The sequence below is a fragment of the Paraburkholderia podalyriae genome, assembly GCF_014397785.1.
Classification (GTDB): domain Bacteria; phylum Pseudomonadota; class Gammaproteobacteria; order Burkholderiales; family Burkholderiaceae; genus Paraburkholderia; species Paraburkholderia podalyriae.
The window spans coordinates 36,216-57,134 of the sequence record NZ_VZQQ01000034.1 but is presented as its reverse complement, the minus strand read 5'-3'; the positions used below and the strand labels follow the sequence as shown (position 1 = coordinate 57,134).

16 protein-coding genes and 1 pseudogene are annotated in these 20,919 nt (G+C 61.7%); 8 read left to right on the top strand and 9 right to left on the bottom strand.

Annotated features, from left to right (window positions below; all coding sequences use genetic code 11):
- Positions 1–60 precede the first annotated feature (60 nt).
- The 5 genes from F6X42_RS29040 to apnL are packed head-to-tail and all read left to right on the top strand — an operon-like array spanning position 61 to position 6,414.
- Positions 61–720: a DUF2291 family protein gene (locus F6X42_RS29040; protein ID WP_187637484.1), complete on the top strand. Its 660-nt coding sequence runs from the start codon at positions 61–63 to the stop codon at positions 718–720.
- A complete protein-coding gene (locus tag F6X42_RS29035; protein ID WP_187637483.1) occupies positions 717–2,282 on the top strand; it encodes a sugar ABC transporter ATP-binding protein in 1,566 nt (521 codons plus the stop codon). Before F6X42_RS29040 ends, F6X42_RS29035 begins: the two co-directional genes overlap by 4 nt.
- Positions 2,283–2,293: 11 nt before the next feature.
- Positions 2,294–3,361: an ABC transporter permease gene (locus tag F6X42_RS29030; RefSeq protein WP_187637482.1), complete on the top strand. Its 1,068-nt coding sequence runs from the start codon at positions 2,294–2,296 to the stop codon at positions 3,359–3,361.
- 18 nt (positions 3,362–3,379) lie between these two features.
- Complete coding sequence (locus F6X42_RS29025; protein ID WP_187637481.1) at positions 3,380–4,459, top strand: Gfo/Idh/MocA family protein; 1,080 nt, start codon at positions 3,380–3,382, stop codon at positions 4,457–4,459.
- On the top strand, positions 4,456–6,414 hold the full coding sequence (gene apnL / locus F6X42_RS29020; protein WP_187637480.1) for a D-apionate lactonase: 1,959 nt from the start codon (positions 4,456–4,458) through the stop codon (positions 6,412–6,414). The genes F6X42_RS29025 and apnL overlap by 4 nt, the downstream gene beginning before the upstream one ends.
- Before the next feature lie 217 nt (positions 6,415–6,631).
- Here apnL and F6X42_RS29015 read toward each other — a convergent pair whose 3' ends face one another.
- Positions 6,632–7,057 (bottom strand): hypothetical protein, encoded by a 426-nt coding sequence (locus F6X42_RS29015; RefSeq protein ID WP_187637479.1) that lies wholly within the window; start codon positions 7,055–7,057, stop codon positions 6,632–6,634.
- 324 nt (positions 7,058–7,381) lie between these two features.
- On the opposite strand from F6X42_RS29015, the gene F6X42_RS29010 reads away from it, so the two are divergent.
- Positions 7,382–8,656, top strand: a complete 1,275-nt coding sequence (locus tag F6X42_RS29010) for a YncE family protein (RefSeq protein ID WP_246530266.1) — start codon at positions 7,382–7,384, stop codon at positions 8,654–8,656.
- 261 nt (positions 8,657–8,917) lie between these two features.
- Here F6X42_RS29010 and F6X42_RS29005 read toward each other — a convergent pair whose 3' ends face one another.
- Genes F6X42_RS29005 through F6X42_RS28975 form a run of 7 tightly spaced genes read right to left on the bottom strand, consistent with a single transcriptional unit; the run spans position 8,918 to position 17,126 of the window.
- The gene (locus F6X42_RS29005) at positions 8,918–10,126 is read right to left on the bottom strand and encodes an HlyD family secretion protein (RefSeq protein ID WP_187637478.1); all 1,209 of its coding nucleotides are present in this window, start codon (positions 10,124–10,126) and stop codon (positions 8,918–8,920) included.
- A complete protein-coding gene (locus tag F6X42_RS29000) occupies positions 10,123–11,688 on the bottom strand; it encodes an efflux transporter outer membrane subunit (RefSeq protein ID WP_187637477.1) in 1,566 nt (521 codons plus the stop codon). Before F6X42_RS29000 ends, F6X42_RS29005 begins: the two co-directional genes overlap by 4 nt.
- Before the next feature lie 60 nt (positions 11,689–11,748).
- The gene (locus F6X42_RS28995; protein ID WP_187637476.1) at positions 11,749–12,729 is read right to left on the bottom strand and encodes a glycosyltransferase family 2 protein; all 981 of its coding nucleotides are present in this window, start codon (positions 12,727–12,729) and stop codon (positions 11,749–11,751) included.
- A 22-nt stretch (positions 12,730–12,751) separates the two neighbouring features.
- Complete coding sequence (locus tag F6X42_RS28990; RefSeq protein WP_187637475.1) at positions 12,752–14,320, bottom strand: DHA2 family efflux MFS transporter permease subunit; 1,569 nt, start codon at positions 14,318–14,320, stop codon at positions 12,752–12,754.
- Positions 14,321–14,344: 24 nt separating this feature from the next.
- Positions 14,345–15,619, bottom strand: a complete 1,275-nt coding sequence (locus tag F6X42_RS28985) for a glycosyltransferase (RefSeq protein ID WP_187637474.1) — start codon at positions 15,617–15,619, stop codon at positions 14,345–14,347.
- A gap of 17 nt (positions 15,620–15,636) precedes the next feature.
- On the bottom strand, positions 15,637–16,203 hold the full coding sequence (locus F6X42_RS28980) for a methyltransferase family protein (RefSeq protein WP_187637473.1): 567 nt from the start codon (positions 16,201–16,203) through the stop codon (positions 15,637–15,639).
- Positions 16,200–17,126: an alpha/beta fold hydrolase gene (locus F6X42_RS28975; RefSeq protein ID WP_187637472.1), complete on the bottom strand. Its 927-nt coding sequence runs from the start codon at positions 17,124–17,126 to the stop codon at positions 16,200–16,202. Before F6X42_RS28975 ends, F6X42_RS28980 begins: the two co-directional genes overlap by 4 nt.
- 271 nt (positions 17,127–17,397) lie before the next feature.
- Here F6X42_RS28975 and F6X42_RS44320 point away from each other — a divergent pair, with 271 nt between their 5' ends.
- Positions 17,398–17,640: a hypothetical protein gene (locus tag F6X42_RS44320; RefSeq protein ID WP_246530270.1), complete on the top strand. Its 243-nt coding sequence runs from the start codon at positions 17,398–17,400 to the stop codon at positions 17,638–17,640.
- Positions 17,616–18,306 (top strand): annotated as a pseudogene (locus tag F6X42_RS28970) (transposase); the annotation flags it as partial. The gene F6X42_RS44320 and the pseudogene F6X42_RS28970, both read left to right, overlap by 25 nt.
- A 177-nt stretch (positions 18,307–18,483) precedes the next feature.
- On the opposite strand, the gene F6X42_RS28965 reads toward F6X42_RS28970, so the two are convergent.
- Positions 18,484–19,569, bottom strand: coding sequence for a glycosyl hydrolase (locus tag F6X42_RS28965; RefSeq protein ID WP_187637471.1), 1,086 nt, complete (start codon positions 19,567–19,569; stop codon positions 18,484–18,486).
- Positions 19,570–20,919 lie beyond the last annotated feature (1,350 nt).

Here is a 20,919-nt window from a genome sequence, read left to right as displayed (position 1 = left end):
GCGGGTGAGCATCCCTCGCGGCGCGACATGCTGTTCCATCGGTGTGGCATGAGGTGAACCATGAGAGGTTGCATCCGCGGCGCGCTCATCGTGATCGCAATGAGCGGTGCCCTGACCGGTTGCAAGCTGGTCAAGCATGACGCGCAGGCGTCGAAACATTCGCGCGATGCGTACGCATCCGCGGGCTACGATCCGACCGCGATGGTCGCGTCGATGTGGTCCAGCAAGATCGTGCCCGATGTCGAGAAGCGCGCGACCGACTACCCGACGTTGCGCGACGCGATCAAGGCGGACCCGGACGCGGCGGGCCGCAAGTACGGCTATCGCGGCAAGGACGACAGCGCGCCGTGGAATTTTCCGACGAAGCTGCACGGCAAGATCGTCGAAGTGGACATGCAATCGAGCCAAGGCACCGTCGGCGTCGATGTCGATGGCGGCGGCAAGGTCGACGTCATCGTCGATATCGGCCCGACGGTACTCGGCACCACGCTGCGCGACACGCTCGATTTCCTCTCGTTCGAGAGCTTTCGCAATCAGATCGAATATGCGCAGTTCGGCACCGCGCTCAACAGCTATGCCGCGGCGCATGTGATGAAACCGCTATCGCGCGACGGCCTGAAGGGCAAGGAAATCACCGTAACGGGTGCGTTCTCGTACGACTCATCGGCGGAACAGCCGGAAGTCGTGCCGCTCGCCATCGCCGTCGGAGACAAGCCATGAGCGCGACGCAAACGCAGGACGAGGTGATTCTGCAAGTCGAGGCGGTGACGAAGATCTATCCGGGCACGATCGCGCTAAAGGAAGTGAACTTCGCGGTGCGGCGCGCGGCCGTGAACGTGCTGGTCGGCGAAAACGGCGCAGGCAAGTCCACGCTGATGAAGATCATCGCGGGCGCCGAGACGCCAACGTCGGGACGGCTGATGCTCGACGGCGCGCCGATCGAGCTGGAAAACAGCGCACACGCATTGCAGCGAGGCATCGGCATTGTTTATCAGGAACTGAATCTGTTTCCGAATCTGTCGATTGCCGAGAACGTCTTCATCGCGCACGAACTCACGCGTGCCGGTGTGCACATCGACATCGACGCACAACGGGAGCGCGTGCGTGAGCTGCTCGCGCGTCTCGAACTCGACCTGAGTCCGGATACGCTGGTCGAGGATCTGCGCATCGGCCAGCAGCAACTCGTAGAAATCGCGAAGGCGCTCGCGCACGACGCGCGTGTGCTGATTCTCGACGAACCGACTTCGGCGCTGAGCGCGGCCGAAGTCGACGTGCTGTTCCGGGTCATCGCCGAACTGAAAGCGCAGGGCGTGGCGATCGTCTACATCTCACATCGGCTGGAGGAGCTGATCCGGATCGGCGACTACATCACGGTGCTGCGCGATGGCCGTATCACCGGCCATCAACCGATGGCACAGGTCGACGTCCCGTGGATCGTGCGCCAGATGGTGGGCCGCGACACCAAGGATTTCTCGCGGCCGATCGGACACGCGCGCGGCGACGAGGTGCTGTGCGTGCGAGACGTGTCGCTGCCGGGCAAGACCCACGGCTTCACGGTCGATCATGTGTCGCTGACGCTGCATGCCGGTGAAATCGTCGGCATTTATGGGCTGATGGGCGCCGGGCGCTCCGAGCTGTTCGAGTGCATTCTCGGCTGTCACCGCCAGGCGAGCGGCGAGGTCGTGCTCAACGGTAAGCCGCTGCAACGCACGCCGGTGGCGGGCCGGGTCGCGGCGGGCATCGCGCTGATTCCCGAGGATCGCAAGACCGATGCGCTGTTACCGGTGCTGTCGATCGGCGAGAACATGACGATCGCGAGCCTCGCCGAGTTTGCGCGCGGCTTTCATATCAATTCCGCGCGCGAGCAGCGCTCGATCGGCCAGTACATCCGCGAGCTCGCGATCAAGGTCGCGGACTGGCGACTGCCGGTCAGCTCGCTGTCGGGCGGCAATCAGCAGAAGGTGGTGATCGCACGGGCGCTGATGACCACACCCACCGTGCTGCTGATGGACGAGCCGAGCCGCGGCATCGACGTCGGCGCGAAGGCCGACATTTTCAAGGTGATGCGCGATCTGGCCGTGAAAGGGCTCGGCATTCTCTTCGTCACGTCGGATCTGGAAGAGGTGATGGCGCTGTCCGACCGCATTCTGGTGATGTCGAACGGGCGCCTGACCGCCGGGTTCGACGCCGCCGACGCGACCCAGCACGCGCTCGTCGCCGCCTCGGCGATCGGGCATCGTACCGCTCACGTCAGCGCATCCAACCACACAATCACTGCATGAGGGAGAACCGGATGGCGATCATCTTGAAGGGCGAGGTTTCGGGCGCGAGCCTGAGCGAGGCGCCGCTCCTGTTGCTGTTGAAACTGCGCACCTTCATCGCGTTGTTCGCGGTGGTGATTTTCTTTTCGTTCGCGGCGCACAACTTCGTGAGCTGGGAAAACCTGCTGATCATGTCGCGCCACGTCGCGCTCAATGCCTTTCTCGCGATCGGCATGACCTTCGTGATCGTGGCGGGCGGCATCGATCTGTCGGTCGGGTCGATCGTCGGCCTGTCGGGCATGGTGGCGGGCGGGCTGATTCTGCACGGCATTCCGCTCGGCGACGAATACACGCTTTACCTGAGCGTGCCGGAAGTGGTCATCGTCGCGCTGCTGACGGGTGTCGCGCTCGGCGCGATCAACGGGCTGCTGATCACGCGGCTGAACGTCGCGCCGTTCATCGCGACGCTCGGCACGTTGTATATCGCGCGCGGCGCCGCGTTGCTGTCGTCGAACGGCGAGACGTTCCCGAATCTGACCGGCGATCCGGACTATGGCACCACCGGCTTTCCGATCCTCGGCTCGGCGACGATCCTGGGGATTCCGTTGACGATCTGGCTGCTCGTTGCGCTCGGCGCGATCGCCGCCTACATCGCCGGGCGCACGCCACTCGGCCGTCAGATCTACGCGGTCGGCAGCAACGAGCGCGCTGCGCAGTTGTCCGGCGTGCGAGTCAATCGCGTGAAGATGTTCGTTTATATGTTCTCGGGGCTGTGTGCGGCGATCGTCGGCTTGATCATCGCGTCGGAACTGGTCGCCTCGCATCCGATGAGCGGCGAAACCTTCGAACTCAACGCGATCGCGGCGGCCGTGCTCGGCGGCACCTCGATGTCCGGCGGGCGCGGCAAGTTCGGCGGCACGATCATCGGCGCGTTCGTGATCGGGATCCTGTCGGACGGGCTCGTGATGATGGGCGTCAGTGCGTTCTGGCAGACCGTGATCAAGGGCGTCGTGATCGTCGCGGCAGTAGTCGTCGACCAGATCCAGCGGCGTGTGCAGCAGCGCTTCGCGTTGCAGAAGCAGGCGGCGACGGGGGCCTGAGCGATGAGCGCAGCGAGCATGCGGACCGTTTCCAACGGGGAGCAGACAGTGTTCAAAGGTGCGTTGATCGGCTGTGGGTTTTTCTCGCGAAATCATCTGCACGCGTGGCGCGAAATCGGGGAGGCGCGCATCGTCGCGCTGTGCGACGCGGACCAAACGCGGCTTCAGGCGGCCGGCCGCGAGTTCGGCATCGAGCGTCTTTACACCGATGCGGCCGCGATGCTGGCAGCAGAGCAGTTGGATTTCGTCGATATCGCAACCACGGTGGCGAGCCATAAAGCGCTTGTCGAACTCGCCGCGCGGGCAAAGCTCGCAGTGATCTGTCAGAAGCCATTCGCGCGCACGCTCGACGATGCCCGCGCGATGGTCGACGCGTGCAAAGAGGCGGGCGTAGCACTGATGGTTCACGAGAACTTCCGCTGGCAAAGCGCGATTCAGTCGGTCGGCGCGGCCTTGCAGCGCGGCGAGATCGGCAAGCCGTTCTGGGGACGCGTGTCGTTCCGCTCGGGATTCGACGTGTTCAGTGGCCAACCGTATCTGGCCGAAGGCGAGCGCTTTATCGTCGAGGATCTCGGCATTCATGTGCTCGATATCGCGCGGTTTCTGTTCGGCGACGTGAAGCGGCTCTATGCGAGCACATCGCGCGTGAATCCGGCGATCAGAGGCGAGGACGTCGCGACGATCATGCTGAGCCACGAGCAGGGCGTGACCAGTATCGTCGATTGCAGCTACGCGACACGGCTGCCGCGCGAGCTGTTTCCGCAAGCGCTGGTCGAAGTGGATGGTTCGGCGGGCACGCTACGTCTGTCCGCGGACTATCGGTTGCAGATTCATACCGCGGCAGGAACCGAAATGCGCGACGTGACACCGCCGACCCTTTCGTGGGCGAGCGCGCCGTGGGAGGCGATCCAGGGCAGCGTGGCGAGCATTCAATCGCACTGGATCGACTGCCTGCGCCGCGGTGTCGAGCCCGCGACCAGCGGGCGCGACAATCTCGCGACGCTCGCGCTCGTCGAGGCGACTTATGTTTCAGCGCGGCAAGGACGCGGCATCGAGATGACGGAGATGCTCGGCGCCGCTGCGAAGAAGGCGCAATGAGCGTGGACGTCGCGATAGCCCGCTATGGCACGACGCAGAGCAGGGAACAGGAGCGGTGTGTGCGGGCCGGCCCGTGGTCGGCGCTGCTGGTCGACGGTGCGTTGCGCGAAATCCGCTATTGCGATGTCGAAGTGATCCGCTCGGTCGCGTTGCTGGTTCGCGACAAGGACTGGGGCACCTGCCGTCCGAAACTGGAGGGCGTCGAACTCGACGAGGACGAGCACGGCTTTCGCATCGCTTATCGGGCGCAGTGTGCGAATCCCGATGGACAGGTGCTGAACTACGACCTGCGCATCGTCTGCTCGGCCGATGCCGCGCTGCGCTTCGATGCGTCCGTGACCGCCCAAAATGATTTTCTGACGGCCCGCTGCGGATTCTGCGTGCTGCATCCGATCGATGGTGTGGCAGGCGCGCCCGCACGCGTCGAGCATGGAGACGGAACGCAAGAGCAATCGGCATTTCCAGAGCTGATCGATCCGTGGCAGCCGTTCAAGGACATCTGCGCGATCGAACACGATCTCGCCTGCGGGCTCACGGTGCGCTGCGCATTCACCGGCGACGTGTTCGAGATGGAAGACCAGCGCAACTGGTCCGATGCGTCATTCAAGACTTATTCGCGGCCGCTCGCGTTGCCGTGGCCTTACACGCTCCGGGCAGGGGCCGTGGAGCGCCAGAGCGTGACGCTGAGTGTCGAAGCCTGCAGCGGGGCGGTCTCGGGCGGCGCAGGCGTGCCGTCGATCCCGGCGCAGGACGATACTGCGACGATCACACTCGACCTGACTCAGGAAACGAACGAAACGATGCCGGCCCTCGGCATCGCGATTGCCGCTAGCGAGATCGACGCAGCGCTTGCGCATCCCGGATTGCTTGCCGAGCTGGCCCCTCAGCAACTCACGTTGAGCTTCGATCCCGTGGCGGGACACGGCATGGCCGAACTGGAACGGTTCGCGGCATTGCAGCGGCGCACGGGTATCGCGGCCGTGCTCGAATACGCGCTGCCCGGCATCGATGAACCGCGGTGCGAACTCGACGCGCTGGCCGCGCTGATCGAGGCGGCAAAACTGCCTATCGACGGGATCATCGTCAGCCCCTCCGTGCACCGGCAGTCGAATCCGCCGGGCAGCATCAGCCCGCCGTGCCCGGCGCTCGACGACGTGTATCGCGCCGCGCGCGCCGCCTTTCCGGGACGGAGGATCGGCGGCGGGATGCTGAGCTATTTCACCGAGCTCAATCGTAAGCGCCCGTCGCTCGCGCGTGTCGATTGGGTCACGCATGCGACGTGTCCGATTGTCCACGCGGCCGACGATCGTAGCGTGATGCAGACGCTCGAAGCCATTCCACACATCACCCGATCATGTCGCTCGCTGGTCGGCGCGCAACCTTACTCGATCGGGCCGGTGTCGATCGGCATGCGCCAGAATCCGTACGGCTCGCGCGTGATGCCCAACCCGCACCGCGAACGGATTGCGATGGCCGGCCTCGATCCGCGGCAGACCTCGCTGTTCGGCGGCGCGTGGCTCGCGGGTTACGCGGCGGCGCTCGAAGGTGCGCAGATCGACACCTTGACGCTAGGTGCGTTGACGGGAGAGCGAGGTCTCGCAGACGTCAGCGATGGCGTGACGCGATATCCGATGTTTGCAGTGGCCCGCGTGCTCGCTGCCATGTCGGGGTCGGACAGGCTTCCTGTCGCCGTCGCAGCGGCGCAGCGGTCCGCGATCGCATGCATCGCCGCCCGCGACACGCAAGGGCGCATTCGAGTCGTGGTAGCCAATCTGACTGACCGCGCGCACACGGTGCGACTGACGCTTGTTGGGGGGACCGCATCTTTCCACGCGTCTATCCTTGATGAAGAGACGGTGCGAGACACGGACGTCATGCCGTGTCCCGCGCGGGCGGAGCTTATTCGCCTGGTGTTGCTGCGTCCGTATGCTTTGGTTATCGCGGTGGCTGTTTGACTTTCGTGCATTGACTCGACGTGATGACGGAAATTGCGCGGTAGCGCGTCAAACATGTAGCCGCCTTGGACAACAGCGCGCGCGTCGCTGATTGCGCTCAGCCGGTTATCCCTTCTTGCGATCGAAAAGCGACGATTTTTGTCGCTCAGCCAGAGTCAGATATCTGCGCTCGCGCGCATTTGCCGCTGCTCCAGCCGTAACTTTTCGATACAACTCCCTACGGTCTTGGGCGCCAATGTCGAACAAATGTCTTTCCGCTTCTCTCTAACTGATAGGAGGTGAAAGTGGTGTCGGTGTCGGCTTCAGTGGCCACGGCGAGCACGGTGGACATGGCGGCCACGGCAGGTAACTTTAGTAGCCCCGCGGTGAGATATTTGCCTGGAAGGTCATGCCGCACCTGCAGCATTCCGGCCGGAACAGGCATCGAACCGCACGTATTGAGCGCCTCCACTGTTGGACCGATGGAGAGGACGATGACTATGATCAGATGGACCCTGGCGGTTGGCCTGGTATGCGGATGCAGCCTGGCCGGTACGGGCAACGCGGGAACAAACGACCGGGCTTTAAAGCTGCTGCAGTTGCAAACCTTAAATCGTATAGCGTCGGAGAGCGCGCCGACGAAGAAGAACGCTTCGAGCGACAACAGTGCGCGCCAGGATCGTGGGGCAGGCCGTCCAGGGGGCCAGCCACAGCCAGACAATCGAGGCGCTTCCGGCAACGTGCCGGCGCGAAAGCCATAACGGATCGGCCGGGTACAGCGCTTGCTGCTGGTAGCGCACTCTGTCCGTGCTCCGCGAGGGATGAACAACCACGATGGTACGAGGATAGCTCCTTGCATAAGCTGACATTCCTCCGTTAAATCTTATGGAAATCTGAAGCACGACATCTACTACCTGGGAAAACGATAAGGACCGCTGTTTAACGAAATGCCTAAGCTATAGCAGCGTCCCTTTCTTCCGGCACGCGCTTGAGCCAGGTCTATTCCGACGACGATGATGGGAGGTGTACGATGCGGAGATACGTGTGGACGAATGCATTGGCGACTTCTGCGGCTATCGCGATTGCAGGTTGTGGTGGTGGGGATCATCTCAACACTAGCGGACCGCATCATGTATCGGACATCGCCATCCCAAACATCGCGGCAGGCGTCAACTTCTCATTCGATATCGGCACCGTTTCGGGTAGCCAATACTATTTCACCGACAGGAATAACGCATCTCTGGATCAAATCGACATACTGTCGAAGACCTTCGTCAAGTCCATCAAGGGAAGCGGCCCGCTCGCGTTCACGGGGCTTGGCCCGGGGCCGAATTCACAGGCCGGTCCGGACGGCGCGACCCCTGTCGGCGACCTCATCTACGTGGGCGACGTGAACTCCGTGAAGGTGGTCGATCCCGCTGCTGGCGTCGTGACAAGCAAAATCACGGTTAGCACGACGGGCCTGCGCGCGGATGAAGGTTGTCTGGATCCCACGCACGGCATCTTTATGATATCGAGCCCGGAAGAGACGCCGCCGTTCGCCACCTTCATCAACACGGCCACGCAGACCGTCGTCGCCAAAGTGACGTTCACCGACAGCGCAGGCAAGCCCACCGCGGGCCTCGAAGCCTGCCGGTACGATTCCGCCAGCGACAACTTCTATGTGAACGTCGACGGAAGCACGGCGAATCCTCATGGCGAACTGGTGAAATTGCCTGGGGCGTCCATTCGCGCGATACCGAAGGGTGGCACGCAGAACTACGCGACCCTTGCGGGCGTCGCGATGTACCCCGAAGGCAATTGTGATCCTACTGGGCTGGCACTCGGACCCGGAAACGATATCGCGGTCGGGTGCAGGGAAGGGACGACTGGCGCGCCCTTGCTCATGCAGATTTTTGACCGTTCGAACGGCGCGCTTCTGGCGTCCCTGAACGCAGGCGGCGGCGATCAACTCGAATATGATCCGTCCACCAATCGCTACTACAACGCAGCGAGCCGGTGGACGTCTTCTGGCAATGCGTCGACGAACGGCGCCTGCTCGACGGCATCTCCATGCACGCCTGTGTTGACTATCGTCGATGCCGGCAATCGCAGTGTCGTTACCCGCCTGAACGCGGGCAATAACGCGCATTCGGTTGCGATCGACCCGGCGAGCGGGCTCATCTTCGTTCCATACTCTTCAGCGACAGCGCCGGCGGGGTGTCCGAGTTGCGCGGCAAACGGGTTCGTCAACGGCGGGGTGTCGGTATTCGCCGCTAAGTGAGGCGCGGCACAACTTCGGGGTTCACTTGCGTGACATCTTGACGCGCATGTAATAGTAAGCTGGAAGGCGGCGCGCCGGCCTGGAGGTACGGGTCGCCGCCCAACCAGTCCCATCCGCACTCGTCGTATAAGGTCTCGAACCAGCCGGCGCACACGCGCCATTCCATCTCACATCATCCGACCTTAGCGGATCCCGCGTTTGATCAGTCGAGAGGACCGTATTCCAAACAATAAGGGCTTCCGCCCCTCTGCGCTGTCGAACTCAATCCTCACCGGCGTCATGGGAGCCCAAGCTATCGCTCTTCCCGATCAACTTTCTCGCGATGGTCTCCGCGCGCGTCATGTCATCGTCAGGCGCTGGTGCCGCGTTTGCATCCGCCCGCGCGGTGGCGCTGGTGCTTAGCGCTCCGTCGCGTTGATGCGTATCGACCGACACTGTCATCGAGAGGCCGACTCGCAACGGATGCGCGGCCAGTTCCTCGGGGTTCAGCGAAATGATGACGGGCACGCGCTGAACGACCTTGATCCAGTTGCCGGCCGCGTTCTGCGGCGGCAACATGGAAAAGGCGCTGCCGGTTCCCGGTGACAGTCCGCCAACCCGGCCATGAAATACCACGTTCGATCCGTAGAGGTCGGCGACCGCGGAAACTGGCTGGCCGATACGCAGGTTGCGGACTTGTCCTTCCTTGAAGTTGGCCTCGATCCACAACTGCTTGACGGGCACGACCGTCATCAGCTGTGCGCCGGCCGCAACCGGCTGGCCGATCTGCACCGAACGCAGGGCAACGGCGCCTTCGACCGGCGCAACGAGTGTCGTTCGCGCGTTTCGGACATACGCAAGCTCCACTTGCTGTACGGCCTGCATCACGGCCGGGTCGTCTTCGATTCGGCCCGAGCCGCTCGCGGCGAGTCCGCTGGCAAGCTGACTGCGGGCCGATGCAAGATTGGCCCGCGCAACTTTCACCGCTTCCTCGGCTCGTGCATACTCTTCCGCGGAGACCACTTCCACCGTTGCGCCCGAGCGCGCTTTCAGGCTCTGTTCGGCAAGCGCGAGCTCCGCGGCGCGCGCGTCGACGGCAGCCCGGTACATGGCGTTGGAGAATCTGGCGCTGCGCGCCTGCCTCACCGCGCGGATCAACTGTCCCTCGGCCTCTTGCAGCGCGATGCGCGCCTCGGTGTCGTCGAGCCGGACAAGTGGTTGACCGGCCTTGACGTACTGCGTATTGCCGACCAGCACTTCGCGCGCCGTGCCTGCAATCCGCGCGGCGATCGGCACCACGTTGCCGCTGACATACGCATTGTCCGTTTCCTCGACGTAACGCCCAGAGACGAACCAGTGCCCGCCCGCCGCAACCGCCGCCACCGACACGACGCCGAACAGCAGCGCGAGCCGGCGGTTCCGGCGGCTGACCTTCGTTGTATCGCGCTCCGTCATCGGCACGCGTTCGCCAAGCAGATTTTCTGTACTCATGAGGCCTGGCTGGAGGAGGGAAGGAAAGAAGAGCGGCTATCGCGGCGGCTATCGCCGATGTTTTCGTGCGACTCCTGATTCGCGTGGCTGCCCGGCGAAGCGGCCGAGGGGCTGCTTGCGGTCGCATCGAACCCACCGCCGAGCGCCCGGATCAACGCGATACGAGCGTCGCGTCGTTGCCCGTTGAGTTCGAGCAGACGCAACTGATCATCGAGCCGCATGTCACGCAGCGCCAGCACGTCCGCCTGCTGGACGAGGCCACGGCGTTGCCGTTCGGTGGCGACGGTGAGCATCCTGTCGCGCGCCGCGGCTATCTGTGTCTGCGCGTCGATGAGTGCGGTGACGTTGCGCATTGTCGCGATGGAACGGGCGACCTCGGCCAGCGCGCCGTCAAGCGTCTTGTTGTACAGCGCGATCATTTCGTCGGCTTGCGCGTAGTCGCCATGCAGTTGTGAGCGCAGCCGCGAGCGTTCGAAGACCGGCAACGAAACGGCAGGGCCCAATGCGAAGAAGAGCGACGCGCTCGAAAACAGCGAGCCGAGGCTAAGCGAGGCCAGGCCGCCCGCCGCCGACAGATTGATGTTCGGATAGAACGCCGCGCGCGTTGCCGCGATTTTTGCGGTCGCGGCCTGCACGCGCAACTTTGCGGCGACGACGTCCGGGCGCCGGCCGAGCAGGTCGAATGGCAGATTCGCGGGCACGGAGATAGTAGCGGCGTCGGCGTTGGCAAGCGTGGGGCGCCGCAATGCGAGGCCGCGTTCCGGTCCGTCGCCAGTCAGGACGCCGATCTGCAATTGCGTTTGCGTGATCGCGTCGTCGGTCGTCTGCAATTGCATGCGCAGCGTGGCCTGCTCGATACGTGCCTGCTGCGCGGCGTAGGTGCTGTCGATTCCCCTTGCCTCGCGCGTGCGCCGGATCTCATCGAGTTGGTCCGCTTGTTGCCGCTTCGCCGCAATCAGATCCCGCTTTGCGTATTCGTCGGCAAAACGGCCGTATAGCGTGACCAGCGACGTGGTGATGATCAGGCGGGCCTGCTGTTCTTCGACATGCGCAGCGTCGCGTGCGGACACGAGCTCCTGGGTCACGGCACGGTTCCTGCCCCACAGATCCAGGTCGTAGTTCGCACCGGCGATAACGCTCGCGGGCGAGACCCACGGATCGCTGAAGAGATTGATGGGAACCGTGGTGCCCGCCACATTCACGTCCGCCGCGCCGTTGATGGCGGGCATGCGCGCTTTGTATGCCGCGGCCGCGACGCCGCCCGTGAGTCCCGTGCCCGAAGCGAACTGGTCGAGTTGCGATTGCGCCTCGGCCAGACGCGCGCCGACGGCCTGGATATCCGGATTGCCCGCGCATGCCTCGGCGATCAATGCATCGAGCTGCTTGTCGTGAAACGACTCGAACCATTGCGCTTGCGGCCATGCGTCGTTCGTGGCCTTCGCATCTTGCCTGATCCGCGCGAGCGCCTCGGGGCCCGGCGAATGCATCGCAAGCGGATGGTAAGGGCTGTTGTCCGCGCAACCCGCGACTGCGCACAGCGCGCATAGCGAAGCGGTGGACACGAACGCCGTCCATAAGCGCTTTGGTGCGAAGCCGATGCGGCAAGAATCGGTCGTCATCGGTCAGCCGTGTCGGAGGCGCGCCGCAAGCCGCGGGCGCGCCGTTTCGAGCGGACCGAGCCGGCCGAGAAGGCCGTCGACGATCCCGCAACCGATACTGGAGAGTTTCGCCAGCTTGCCGGACTCGAACAGCAGCACCTGGAAGACTTGCAGCAGCGTGATGAAATTGGGCACGAGCGCGACCGGCAGGGACGGGACATATTGAACGCACAGGTGCATGCCGTTACGCGCCATGTAATAGCGTCGAAAAGCCGGGTGATTCATCGACGTGATGCGCACCGGGCCGAGACGATGTTGCCGTTTGTGGCCGATGCGATGTAACAGCGTGAGTCGCGGCTCGACATAGAACTGGACGCCGCGCAGCAGTGCGCGCAATGAATATTCGGTGTCGACGTGATCGATGAACAGCGCTTCCGCGAACGCACCGAGGCGCTCGTACGCGAGGCGCGAGATCACGCAACCGGAGGACAGCAGAAAGGAGCACGGCTGCAAGGATGCGTCCGCTTCGAACACCAGCGTGCGGATCGAAAAGCCGTTGCTAACCATCTGCGGCAGGAAGTGCCTGACGTTCTCGTCGTAAATGCGCGGTCCGATCGCGAAAGCTCGTGGGCCGAGCGCCTTGCATGACTCGAGCATCAACCGGAAGTAATCGGTGCTCACCTGCGAATCCTGATCCAATAGCGCGACGGCGCCGAGGCCGCGTTCGAACATCCGCGCAAGGCCCCGGTTATAAGCACCGGCAATGCCGCCACGATTCGCGTTGCACAGATACTCCGCGCCGTGCGCGTTCAGCGCATCAGCCAACGCGCCGGAGGCCGCCGGCGAATTATCGACGACCAGCAACGGCGTGCCGTGCGCGCAGAGTTCCAGCAGATGAGTCAGGTGCTCGGAAGTTGGGCGGTACAACACCACCAGCGCGCCGAGCAGCGGCACTGCGTAACCGGCGCTGGCCGCAGCGCCGGAAGAGGAGATCGTCTGGCTCATGATCGTCACCCTGTCAGGAGTATTAATGTCCGACGCGCTGGGCCGATACGCCGCGCCAGGGTTTGGTGGCCCACATCAGCGCCGCGAGCGCGAGGCACACGAGGCTCGCCACGTAAAACAGGTCGTTGGTCGCCATCATGTACGCCTGTTGCTGAACGACATCGCGGATGGCCGCTAATGGGTTGGCGCCGAATCCGAGCGTTTGCAGCGACCGCGTGAAAAGGCCGGTGCCCTCGGATGCCTGCGTGACAGATTGCGCGAGTGTGCCGTAGTGATGTGCCGCGCGGTTGTCCCACCAGGTCACGCTGAGGGCGGTGCCGAGCGCGGCGGACAGCGTGCGCAGGAAGTTCGACAGGCCCGATGCGGCAGCGAGCTTCTCGTTGGGAATGCGCGACAGAATCGCTGCGCTCAGCGGAATGAAAAAGCAAGGCAGGCCGATACCTTGAATAAACGTCGGCGTGACGATTTGCCAGAAGGACATCGTCAGCGTGAAGTGCGCGTCCCATGCCAGCACCGCGAAAAACACGAGAAAGCCGAACGATGTCACGACGCGGGCATCGAACCGGTCCAGAAAAATCCCTATCAGCATGGAAAAGACGAGGGCGAGGATGCCGAGCGGCGCAACGCTCAGTCCGGCCTGAAACGCGGAGTAGCCCATCACGGTTTGCAGCCACAGCGGAAAGATGACGCCGATCACCGAAAAGCTCACCATCCCGAGGCAAATGATCGCGACGCCGAAAGAGAAAGTGCGGTCGCGAAACAGGTCGAGGTCGATGACGGGAAAAGGTTCAGCCGACTCCCAGATCAACAGGCAAACCAGCGCGAGCGCGGCCGTCAACGACAGCGCAACGATCAGCGGCGAGTCGAACCAGCCGTGGTCGCGCCCGAGGTCGAGCACAGCCTGTAGTGCGCCCACGCCGACGACGAGCAGCACGATACCCATCATGTCGATCGGCGGCTGCCGGATATCCGGACGCTCGCGCGGCAATAGCGCGGCGCAGGCCGCGAAGGCGAACAGGCCGATCGGCAGATTGATGAAGAAGATCCACGGCCAGGAGAATTGATCGATGATCCAGCCACCGAGCACCGGACCGAAGATCGGCGCGAGCAGAACCGTCATTGCCCACAGTGCAAGCGCGAGCACCCGCTTTTGCGGCGGAAACGAGCGCAACAGGATGGCCTGCGACAGCGGCACCATCGGACCTGAACAGAGTCCCTGCATGGCGCGGCATAGAACGAGCAGTTCCAGGTTGCCGGCGATGCCGCACAGCAGCGACGTCAGCGTGAACAGCAGCACTGACCAGACGAAAAGGCGTGCTTCGCCAATCCTCTGTGACAGCCATCCCGTCAGCGGAACCGCGATAGCCGCCGCGACCGAATAGGAACTGATGACCCACGTCGCCTGGGAATTCGACACGGCGAGGCTCCCGGCGATGGACGGCACGGCGACGTTCGTGACCGTCGAGTCGAGCACCTCGATGAAGGTGGCGAGCGAGAGCGCGAAGGTCAGCAACGCGAGCCACGCGCCGCGCAGTGGCGGCGCGTCGCGGCCGCCGACGTCCTGTATGACCATGCCGCTTGAAGTACTCATGTGGACGATATTTCCCGAAGCCGTTCAGGCGACCGAACGGATGCTGAGGTCGCCGCGCTGATCTGCGCAGCGTTCGATATATCGCGCGGCCGCCTCGCAGGCGTCGGGCGCCGCATCGATGAGCCGTTTGACGATCGAGCAACGGGCTGTCACGAGCTTGTCCGTGGTGACGCGCACGAGTGCCGAGGCCTGTGCCTTGCCGCTTGCGGGACTGTCGATGCGAAGGCCGCAGCCGCTTTTCGCCACGCGCTGCGCATTGTCGAACTGGTCGTGCGCGAACGGGGTGACGACCTGTGGAATGCCTGCCGCGTATGCGAGTGCCGCCGTGCCGATGCCGCCGTGATGGACCATGGCTGCGCAGTGCGGCAGCAGCATTCCCAAGGGTACGAAGTCGCGCACCAGCACGTCGCGGCGCGCGAGCGCCCGCGCTGCGGCGGTGCCGGCGAGCACGATCGCGCGGGCACCCGTGCGGCGCACGGCTTCGTCGACGGCGCTCAAATAGATCCGCTCGTCGATCAGCGAGGAGCCTGGCGTGAACACGACCGGACGTTCGCCCGACGCGACGAAGGCGCGCAGTTCGTCGTCGAAGGCGTTCGGCGCTACATCGTTGAAGAGGGGAAAGCCCGCCATGAAATGATTGCGCGGCCAGTCGGGTTGAGCAGGGGCAAACCAGTCCGGGAACAGACACAGCACGCCGTCGGGCGAGTGCAGCCACTCACCGAGTATGCGGTTCGCGGGCGCAAGCCCAAGCTTTTCCCGGACGTCGTTCAGAGCAGGTCCGCACGCCTTGTCGAGCACGCCTTTTTCGATCATTTCCATGCACTTTGCCCTGACGGGTAGCGGCAGCCACATCGGCACGGTCAGACGCTTGTGCGTGGGAGGAGCGCTTGCGGAAAGCAGCGTCGAAGGCGACACCTGGACCGATACGTAGGGCGTGCCATGAACCTCTTGCATCAGACGCGCGGCGAACGCCCACAGCGAGCCGACCAGTATGGTGTCGGAGGTCGCTATCGCGGCGAGCGCATCGAAGTGAGGACGGATGGTCGGCGCGATGACGGTCCATAGCGTGCGAAACGAGGTCCGCGGATTCCACAGCGCCGGGCTTGCAATCGCCCGCGCATACTCGTCCCACGTTCCGATCGGCACGAACGCGAAGCCGTGTTGTGCCGCGAGCGCGGCGAACTGCGGATGCGTGCAGAACACGATCCGATGTCCGCGTTCTGCCAGCGTTCGCGCAATGCCGATGAACGGATGAACGTCGCCTGCCGAGCCGATTGCAGTAATGACGATTTGTGCCATGGTTTGCTCGCGGCTCCTCAATAGAGCCACGGCACGAGCGCCCGTACCTCCTCGCGATAGGCACGGTACGGCGTACCGAAATGCTCGGATAACCACTGTTCCTCGACGCGCACCTTATACGCGAGCGAAGCGAAGATCAGTATGAAGCCGATCACGCCGCGCCATTGTTCGTTGACGAGCGCGGCGCCGGCAATCGCCAGCAGGCAACCTGAGTAGATCGGATGACGCACGAGCGCGTAAGGGCCACTGCGGACGAGTTCGTGGTCGGCTTTCAGCGTGACCGACACGCTCCAGTTAGGCCCGAGATGGCGACGGCCCCACACCGAGAAAGCGAGACCGGCCACGACGATCGCGAGGCCGATCCATTGCTGCAAATCGAATTGAGCAGCCGCCGGACTCGAGACGGTGATGCCGTCCGGCAACACAACCAGCGCGCAGCCGACGATCAGCGGGATCGACTGAAGCGTGCGTGAAAGTCGATCCTCGCGTCTTAGGGTTTTCTTCACACCGGACGATGCTTTCATCCAGTAGGCGACCCAGACGGCCCATGGGCCGAGAACGGCAAGCGTGTGATAGATCGTCATTTTCCGCTCCCGAATTCGACGTTCAGTCCCGAGTGAGCAAACGTTTGCGCTTCTGCCGCGGACGACAGCGCGTCGAGCCGTGAACGATCGAACTCCTGGTTGACGCCGAAGAAGCCGAGAATCTCTTCGCGCATCGTGGCGGCCTGCGCCCGTCCTTCGAGTTCAAGGAAATGCCCGGTGTTCGGTGCGGTCGCGAAATGCGCGTGACGGACATAGCGCGCCATGGTGCGAATGTCGTGCGCAGTGGTGTATTCGTCGAGCTCGCCGTTGATGAACTTGACCCGGCAGCGAATGTTCGCCAACTGATCCAGATAGGTTTCGGGCCTTAACGTCAGTATCTGCTCGACGTGAAAGGCGACCTGGCTTTGCTCTTCCTTCGGCAGGCTCGTCAGATAGCGGTAATTCAGGAGTTTCAGTATGCGCGGCAGATGTTTGCCCACGGTGTCGTTCAGCAGTTGCGCGGCTTGCAGATTCTCGCCCGTATCGAGCAGATGCCTCGCTTGCGTCACATAGGCGACCATCGCATCGTTGAGAAACGGTGAGAAGGAGCCGATTACCGCCCGCTCGATAGAAGCAGGCTGCCGCGCCAGCGCGAGCAATGACGCGAGTCCTCCCCATGACACGGAATACAGGAAGCGGGGTTCGAAGTGTTGAATCAGGCGCAGCAGGATTTCGACTTCGTCCTCTTTCGTCAGGAGGGATCCGGCCCGATTGTGCTGCTTTGATTGCCCCGCATACGGCAGGTCGAAGCAAATGACGTTGTATCGCTCACCGAGATACCTGATTGTCTGTCCGAACGATGCCGTTGTTGCTAAAGCACCATTGACCAATATTACGGTTTTACGACCGACTTCAAAAATGTGCGATTCGACTTGTACTTTAAGCGAGTTGGGTAAGCGAAAGATAATTTTCTCGACAGACATAGGTCCCCCTGCATTTGAAAATGCATGACGAATTGACGTTTATATGACGGCGACAATGCGGCAGATACGACAGGACACCGCCAGCTAAGCTGCTGAAATAAATCGCATTTAACGGTGGTTCGGCGCAATGTCCGGCGAATTGATATTGTCTTAACAAATGTGAAAAATCAAGCGTGTTTTTTCTGATTTTTTAACAAGCAAATTGAGTAAAAAATACTGCTTCATGCTTAATGGATTATTCTTCCACTTATCGCCGATAAGCACCATTAGCATGAAAACTCACGGCATCAGAAAAGCAAGGTCGGCCGCAGCGTACGCATCGACTCCATTCACGAGGCGCGAATGTCTGGAAACCAACCCCTGGGCTTCTCATCACCCTCTGCGCGAGCAGATCAATCTGAAGCACCGGCTGGTGCGTCTGGCCGATCTGATCAACTGGGATCGGCTGAGTGTGTCGATGAGCGAAAGATTCGTGTCGCGCAAGGGTCGAAGGCAGCGGCACGGCATGGCCTGAAGCTGCGGCAGAACTACAACCGAGAGGCGCCGCGTCTGGGGCTGCAGATTGGCCGCTACGCTCACGCGAAGCAGTACAAACGCATGAGGAAAGCGTTGCGCACGCTACGCTCGCGCGTTGGGCGGGTGATGCGTGACGTGGAGCGACGGTCGCCCAGGTGGCAGAGTCAGGCCGTGCTGCATTAACGGAGTTGATTGGATGCACGAAGCGCATCCTGGCGCAGAAGCCGAAAGACAGGAACAAGCTTTACGCGCTGCATGCGCCGGAAGTCGAGTGTCTGGCCACGGGCAAAGCCCGCACACCCTACGAATTCGGCGTGAAGGTGTCGATCGCGACGACCCACAAAGACAGACTGGTGGTTGGTATGCGCTCGATGCCGGGCAATCCGTACGACGGTCACACGCTGGCTGAAGCGCTGGAACAGGGCGAGATCCTGAGTGACGCGAAGCCCGAGGTGGCAATCGTGGATCGTGGTTACAAGGGTGTCACTGTCGACGGCGTGAAGATCTACCACCAGGCTTGCGCCGGGGTATCACACGCGGACTACGCGCAATGAACAATCGACGCGGCGCAATCGAGCCGGCCATCGGTCACATGAAGACAGACGGAAAACTTGATCGCAACTGGCTCAAAGGCGCGCTCGGCGCCCGTTCAACTGCTGCATTGCCGCTGATGTGCCGGCGTGACGCCGGCGGCACGTGAAGCGAATTGTTCAGGGGCGACCAAATAGTCGCCCGTATTACCTCGTCCAAACCACCAAGCAACGAACCGACGTCAACAAGGCAAAGAGAACAGAGCGCCATAGCCGGCGCTCCGTTCATTCATGAGTTACAGCAGGCAGGCTTACTTGATCGCAGTCAGATAAGAGCCCGACAGGAAGCGTTGCGAACGCGGAATGCTCGCCGTGTAGGCTTGAATCGCGGCTGCCAGCTGCGGACGAATCAGGTTGCGGTTGTAGTCGTAGATCGAATAGCCGTCGCCTTCGCCATTGCTCGGATCGCCGTTACGCACGACATACCAGAACGCCTTTGCCACCGAACCGTTGTTCATCAGGACCTTCAACTGGTTGAATGCGGCCGTTTGTCCAGCGTCCGTACCGCTGGTGCCATTGTTGGTCTCGGTCAGCCAGATCGGCTTTGCGCCACTGCTGGAGAGGTTGGCCACCGTGGTCATGAATGCCTGCACCAGCATGTCGTAGTCGGCGCTGCTGAAGTACGGGTGAACGTCGACGACGTCGATCGTGGTGTTCAACGGGCTGGTAGCACTCTTCGTGTTGTTACCCATCGCCTTGATGTAGTCGGTCGCCTGGATCAGCTCGTTTCCTGCGGGCGGTTTCCAGCCGTTATTCGGGTACGCCGAGTTGTAGAAGTACGAGATGCCCTGAGTGTGCAGAACCGTTTTGTAGCCCGACTGGCTTTTCGTGTTCAGGATCTGCCTGGTTTCCGAATAGAGCGTCTTGCTGCGATTCAGAATGTATCCGGAGATACCGTTCGGATCGCCGTAAGACGGGTCCGAAGCGGAGAACGACCAGTTGGTCTCATTGAACAGTTCGATGTCAGCCGTAAAGGGCAGAACGACGTCCATGAGCGAGCCGAGATACTTCGTGAACGTCGCGTCGCAGAAGTCGAGTCGCGGTGACGATGCGCTCGGCGGATTCCGGGTGGCCGAGCATTGGTATGCGCTAGACGGCGCGTACATGCCCACCTGGAAAAGAATCTTCATGCCGCGCGTGCGTGCGGCGTTCAGAAGCGACTTCAGGAAAGCCACTTTGTTGGGGTCCAGCGTGCTGCCGTCGGCCAGCGTCATGAAGTCCCACGAAGCGCCGAGGCGAACCGTACCGACGCCCAATCCGGCAATCAGATCCAGGTCCTTTGAGCATTCGCTGAGCGCCGTCTGATTCGCACTCCAGAGATTGCAGTTCACGTCCATTGCAAAACGGTCGTTTCCGCTTCCGGTGGGCGGCGGCTGCAGCGCTGCTAGTTGCTGGGCCGAACTTGTCTGGGAGAACGCTGACATCGATTGCCCGCACAACAGGGCTAAAACGGCGAATAAGGAGAAGAGTCTTAGTTTCATGGCTTAGCTATAAGTTGCTACTGACTGGGGATGGTCCGAGAACGTTGAAGTTACGTGTGCCGATGAACATCAGTTGCTGAAGCGATGGCATTCGTAACGCAGATATGTCAAACGTGATATCAACTGTCGTTGACATCACGATTGCGATTGGTCTTGCACTGCATATGCAGGCGTCGTATGCATCGTCGCGAAACCGATTCAGTCGCCTTGTCCCGCCCGTTGCACCACGGCGCGGCTATAAGGCTGACCGTTCGCTTGAACCGGCGGCGAACCATTGTCGGTAGGCACTACGCCGTTGCTATACGCATCCGTAGCTGCGTTCGCGACTGCGTCGGCTGAAGGGGAGTTGGCGGTCACGGACGACGTGCTGCCATCATCGGTTGTTTCACCGCCACAACCTGCAAGCATTAGCACTCCTGCGCTAACTGCAAGCGCTGCGGCAGTCTTTGCAACCTGAGGGAACTGACGAAATGACGTTTCGAGTCTTGGAGGGAGTCTGCTGAAAAAGGACATCTGTCTGTGAAAGCCGATGGAACCTGGCCGCTAAAAACGAACAAGTTTCGCGTGATAAGGACGTCGCCACGAAATAACTACGCAACAACACGAAGTAGAACGAATTAATGGTCCGGTCTTGTCAAGAGCGCCTGTTGCCGGGCCGGGCACTAATCGCGTTTAATCCTCATATTTAACGCGATGTACCAGAAATCCGCTTTCATCATTTGAATCGGGAGATTCGCTAATTAGTCGCAAATTGCGAAGTTTCGCCGATCAGAAACAAAATCCACAAAGGTTTTCCCTGAGTGATCTGAGGAATACGAATGATACAGAGCTGAAACAAATCTTGCGACATTGGGCGTAACTAAGCGTAACGATGAGATTTGTGATAAGGGAGCCTACCGGTAATGTGTCGCGACTCCCTTCCTAGCCTTGCCCAGAGGCCTTCCGAGGCTGTAGTTCTGAATTCACAAAACAGCAAAATAACCGTTACAAAGTTGTTACGTGGCGCGTTTAGACAGGTCGAGCGCTTATTTCCTGCCAATGTATCGTTCTTGGCGGATGGCTGAGGACGTAATTAAATGCTTTAGTATGGTTTTAAAGAGAAAGGCCGTGCTATCGAGGCATTTATGTGCGCCGCACCGGTCGCATCAAATAAATCGCGGAATGCGAATTTTGCCACGGTTCGCTTTTGCGCTTTAGAACAAGGAG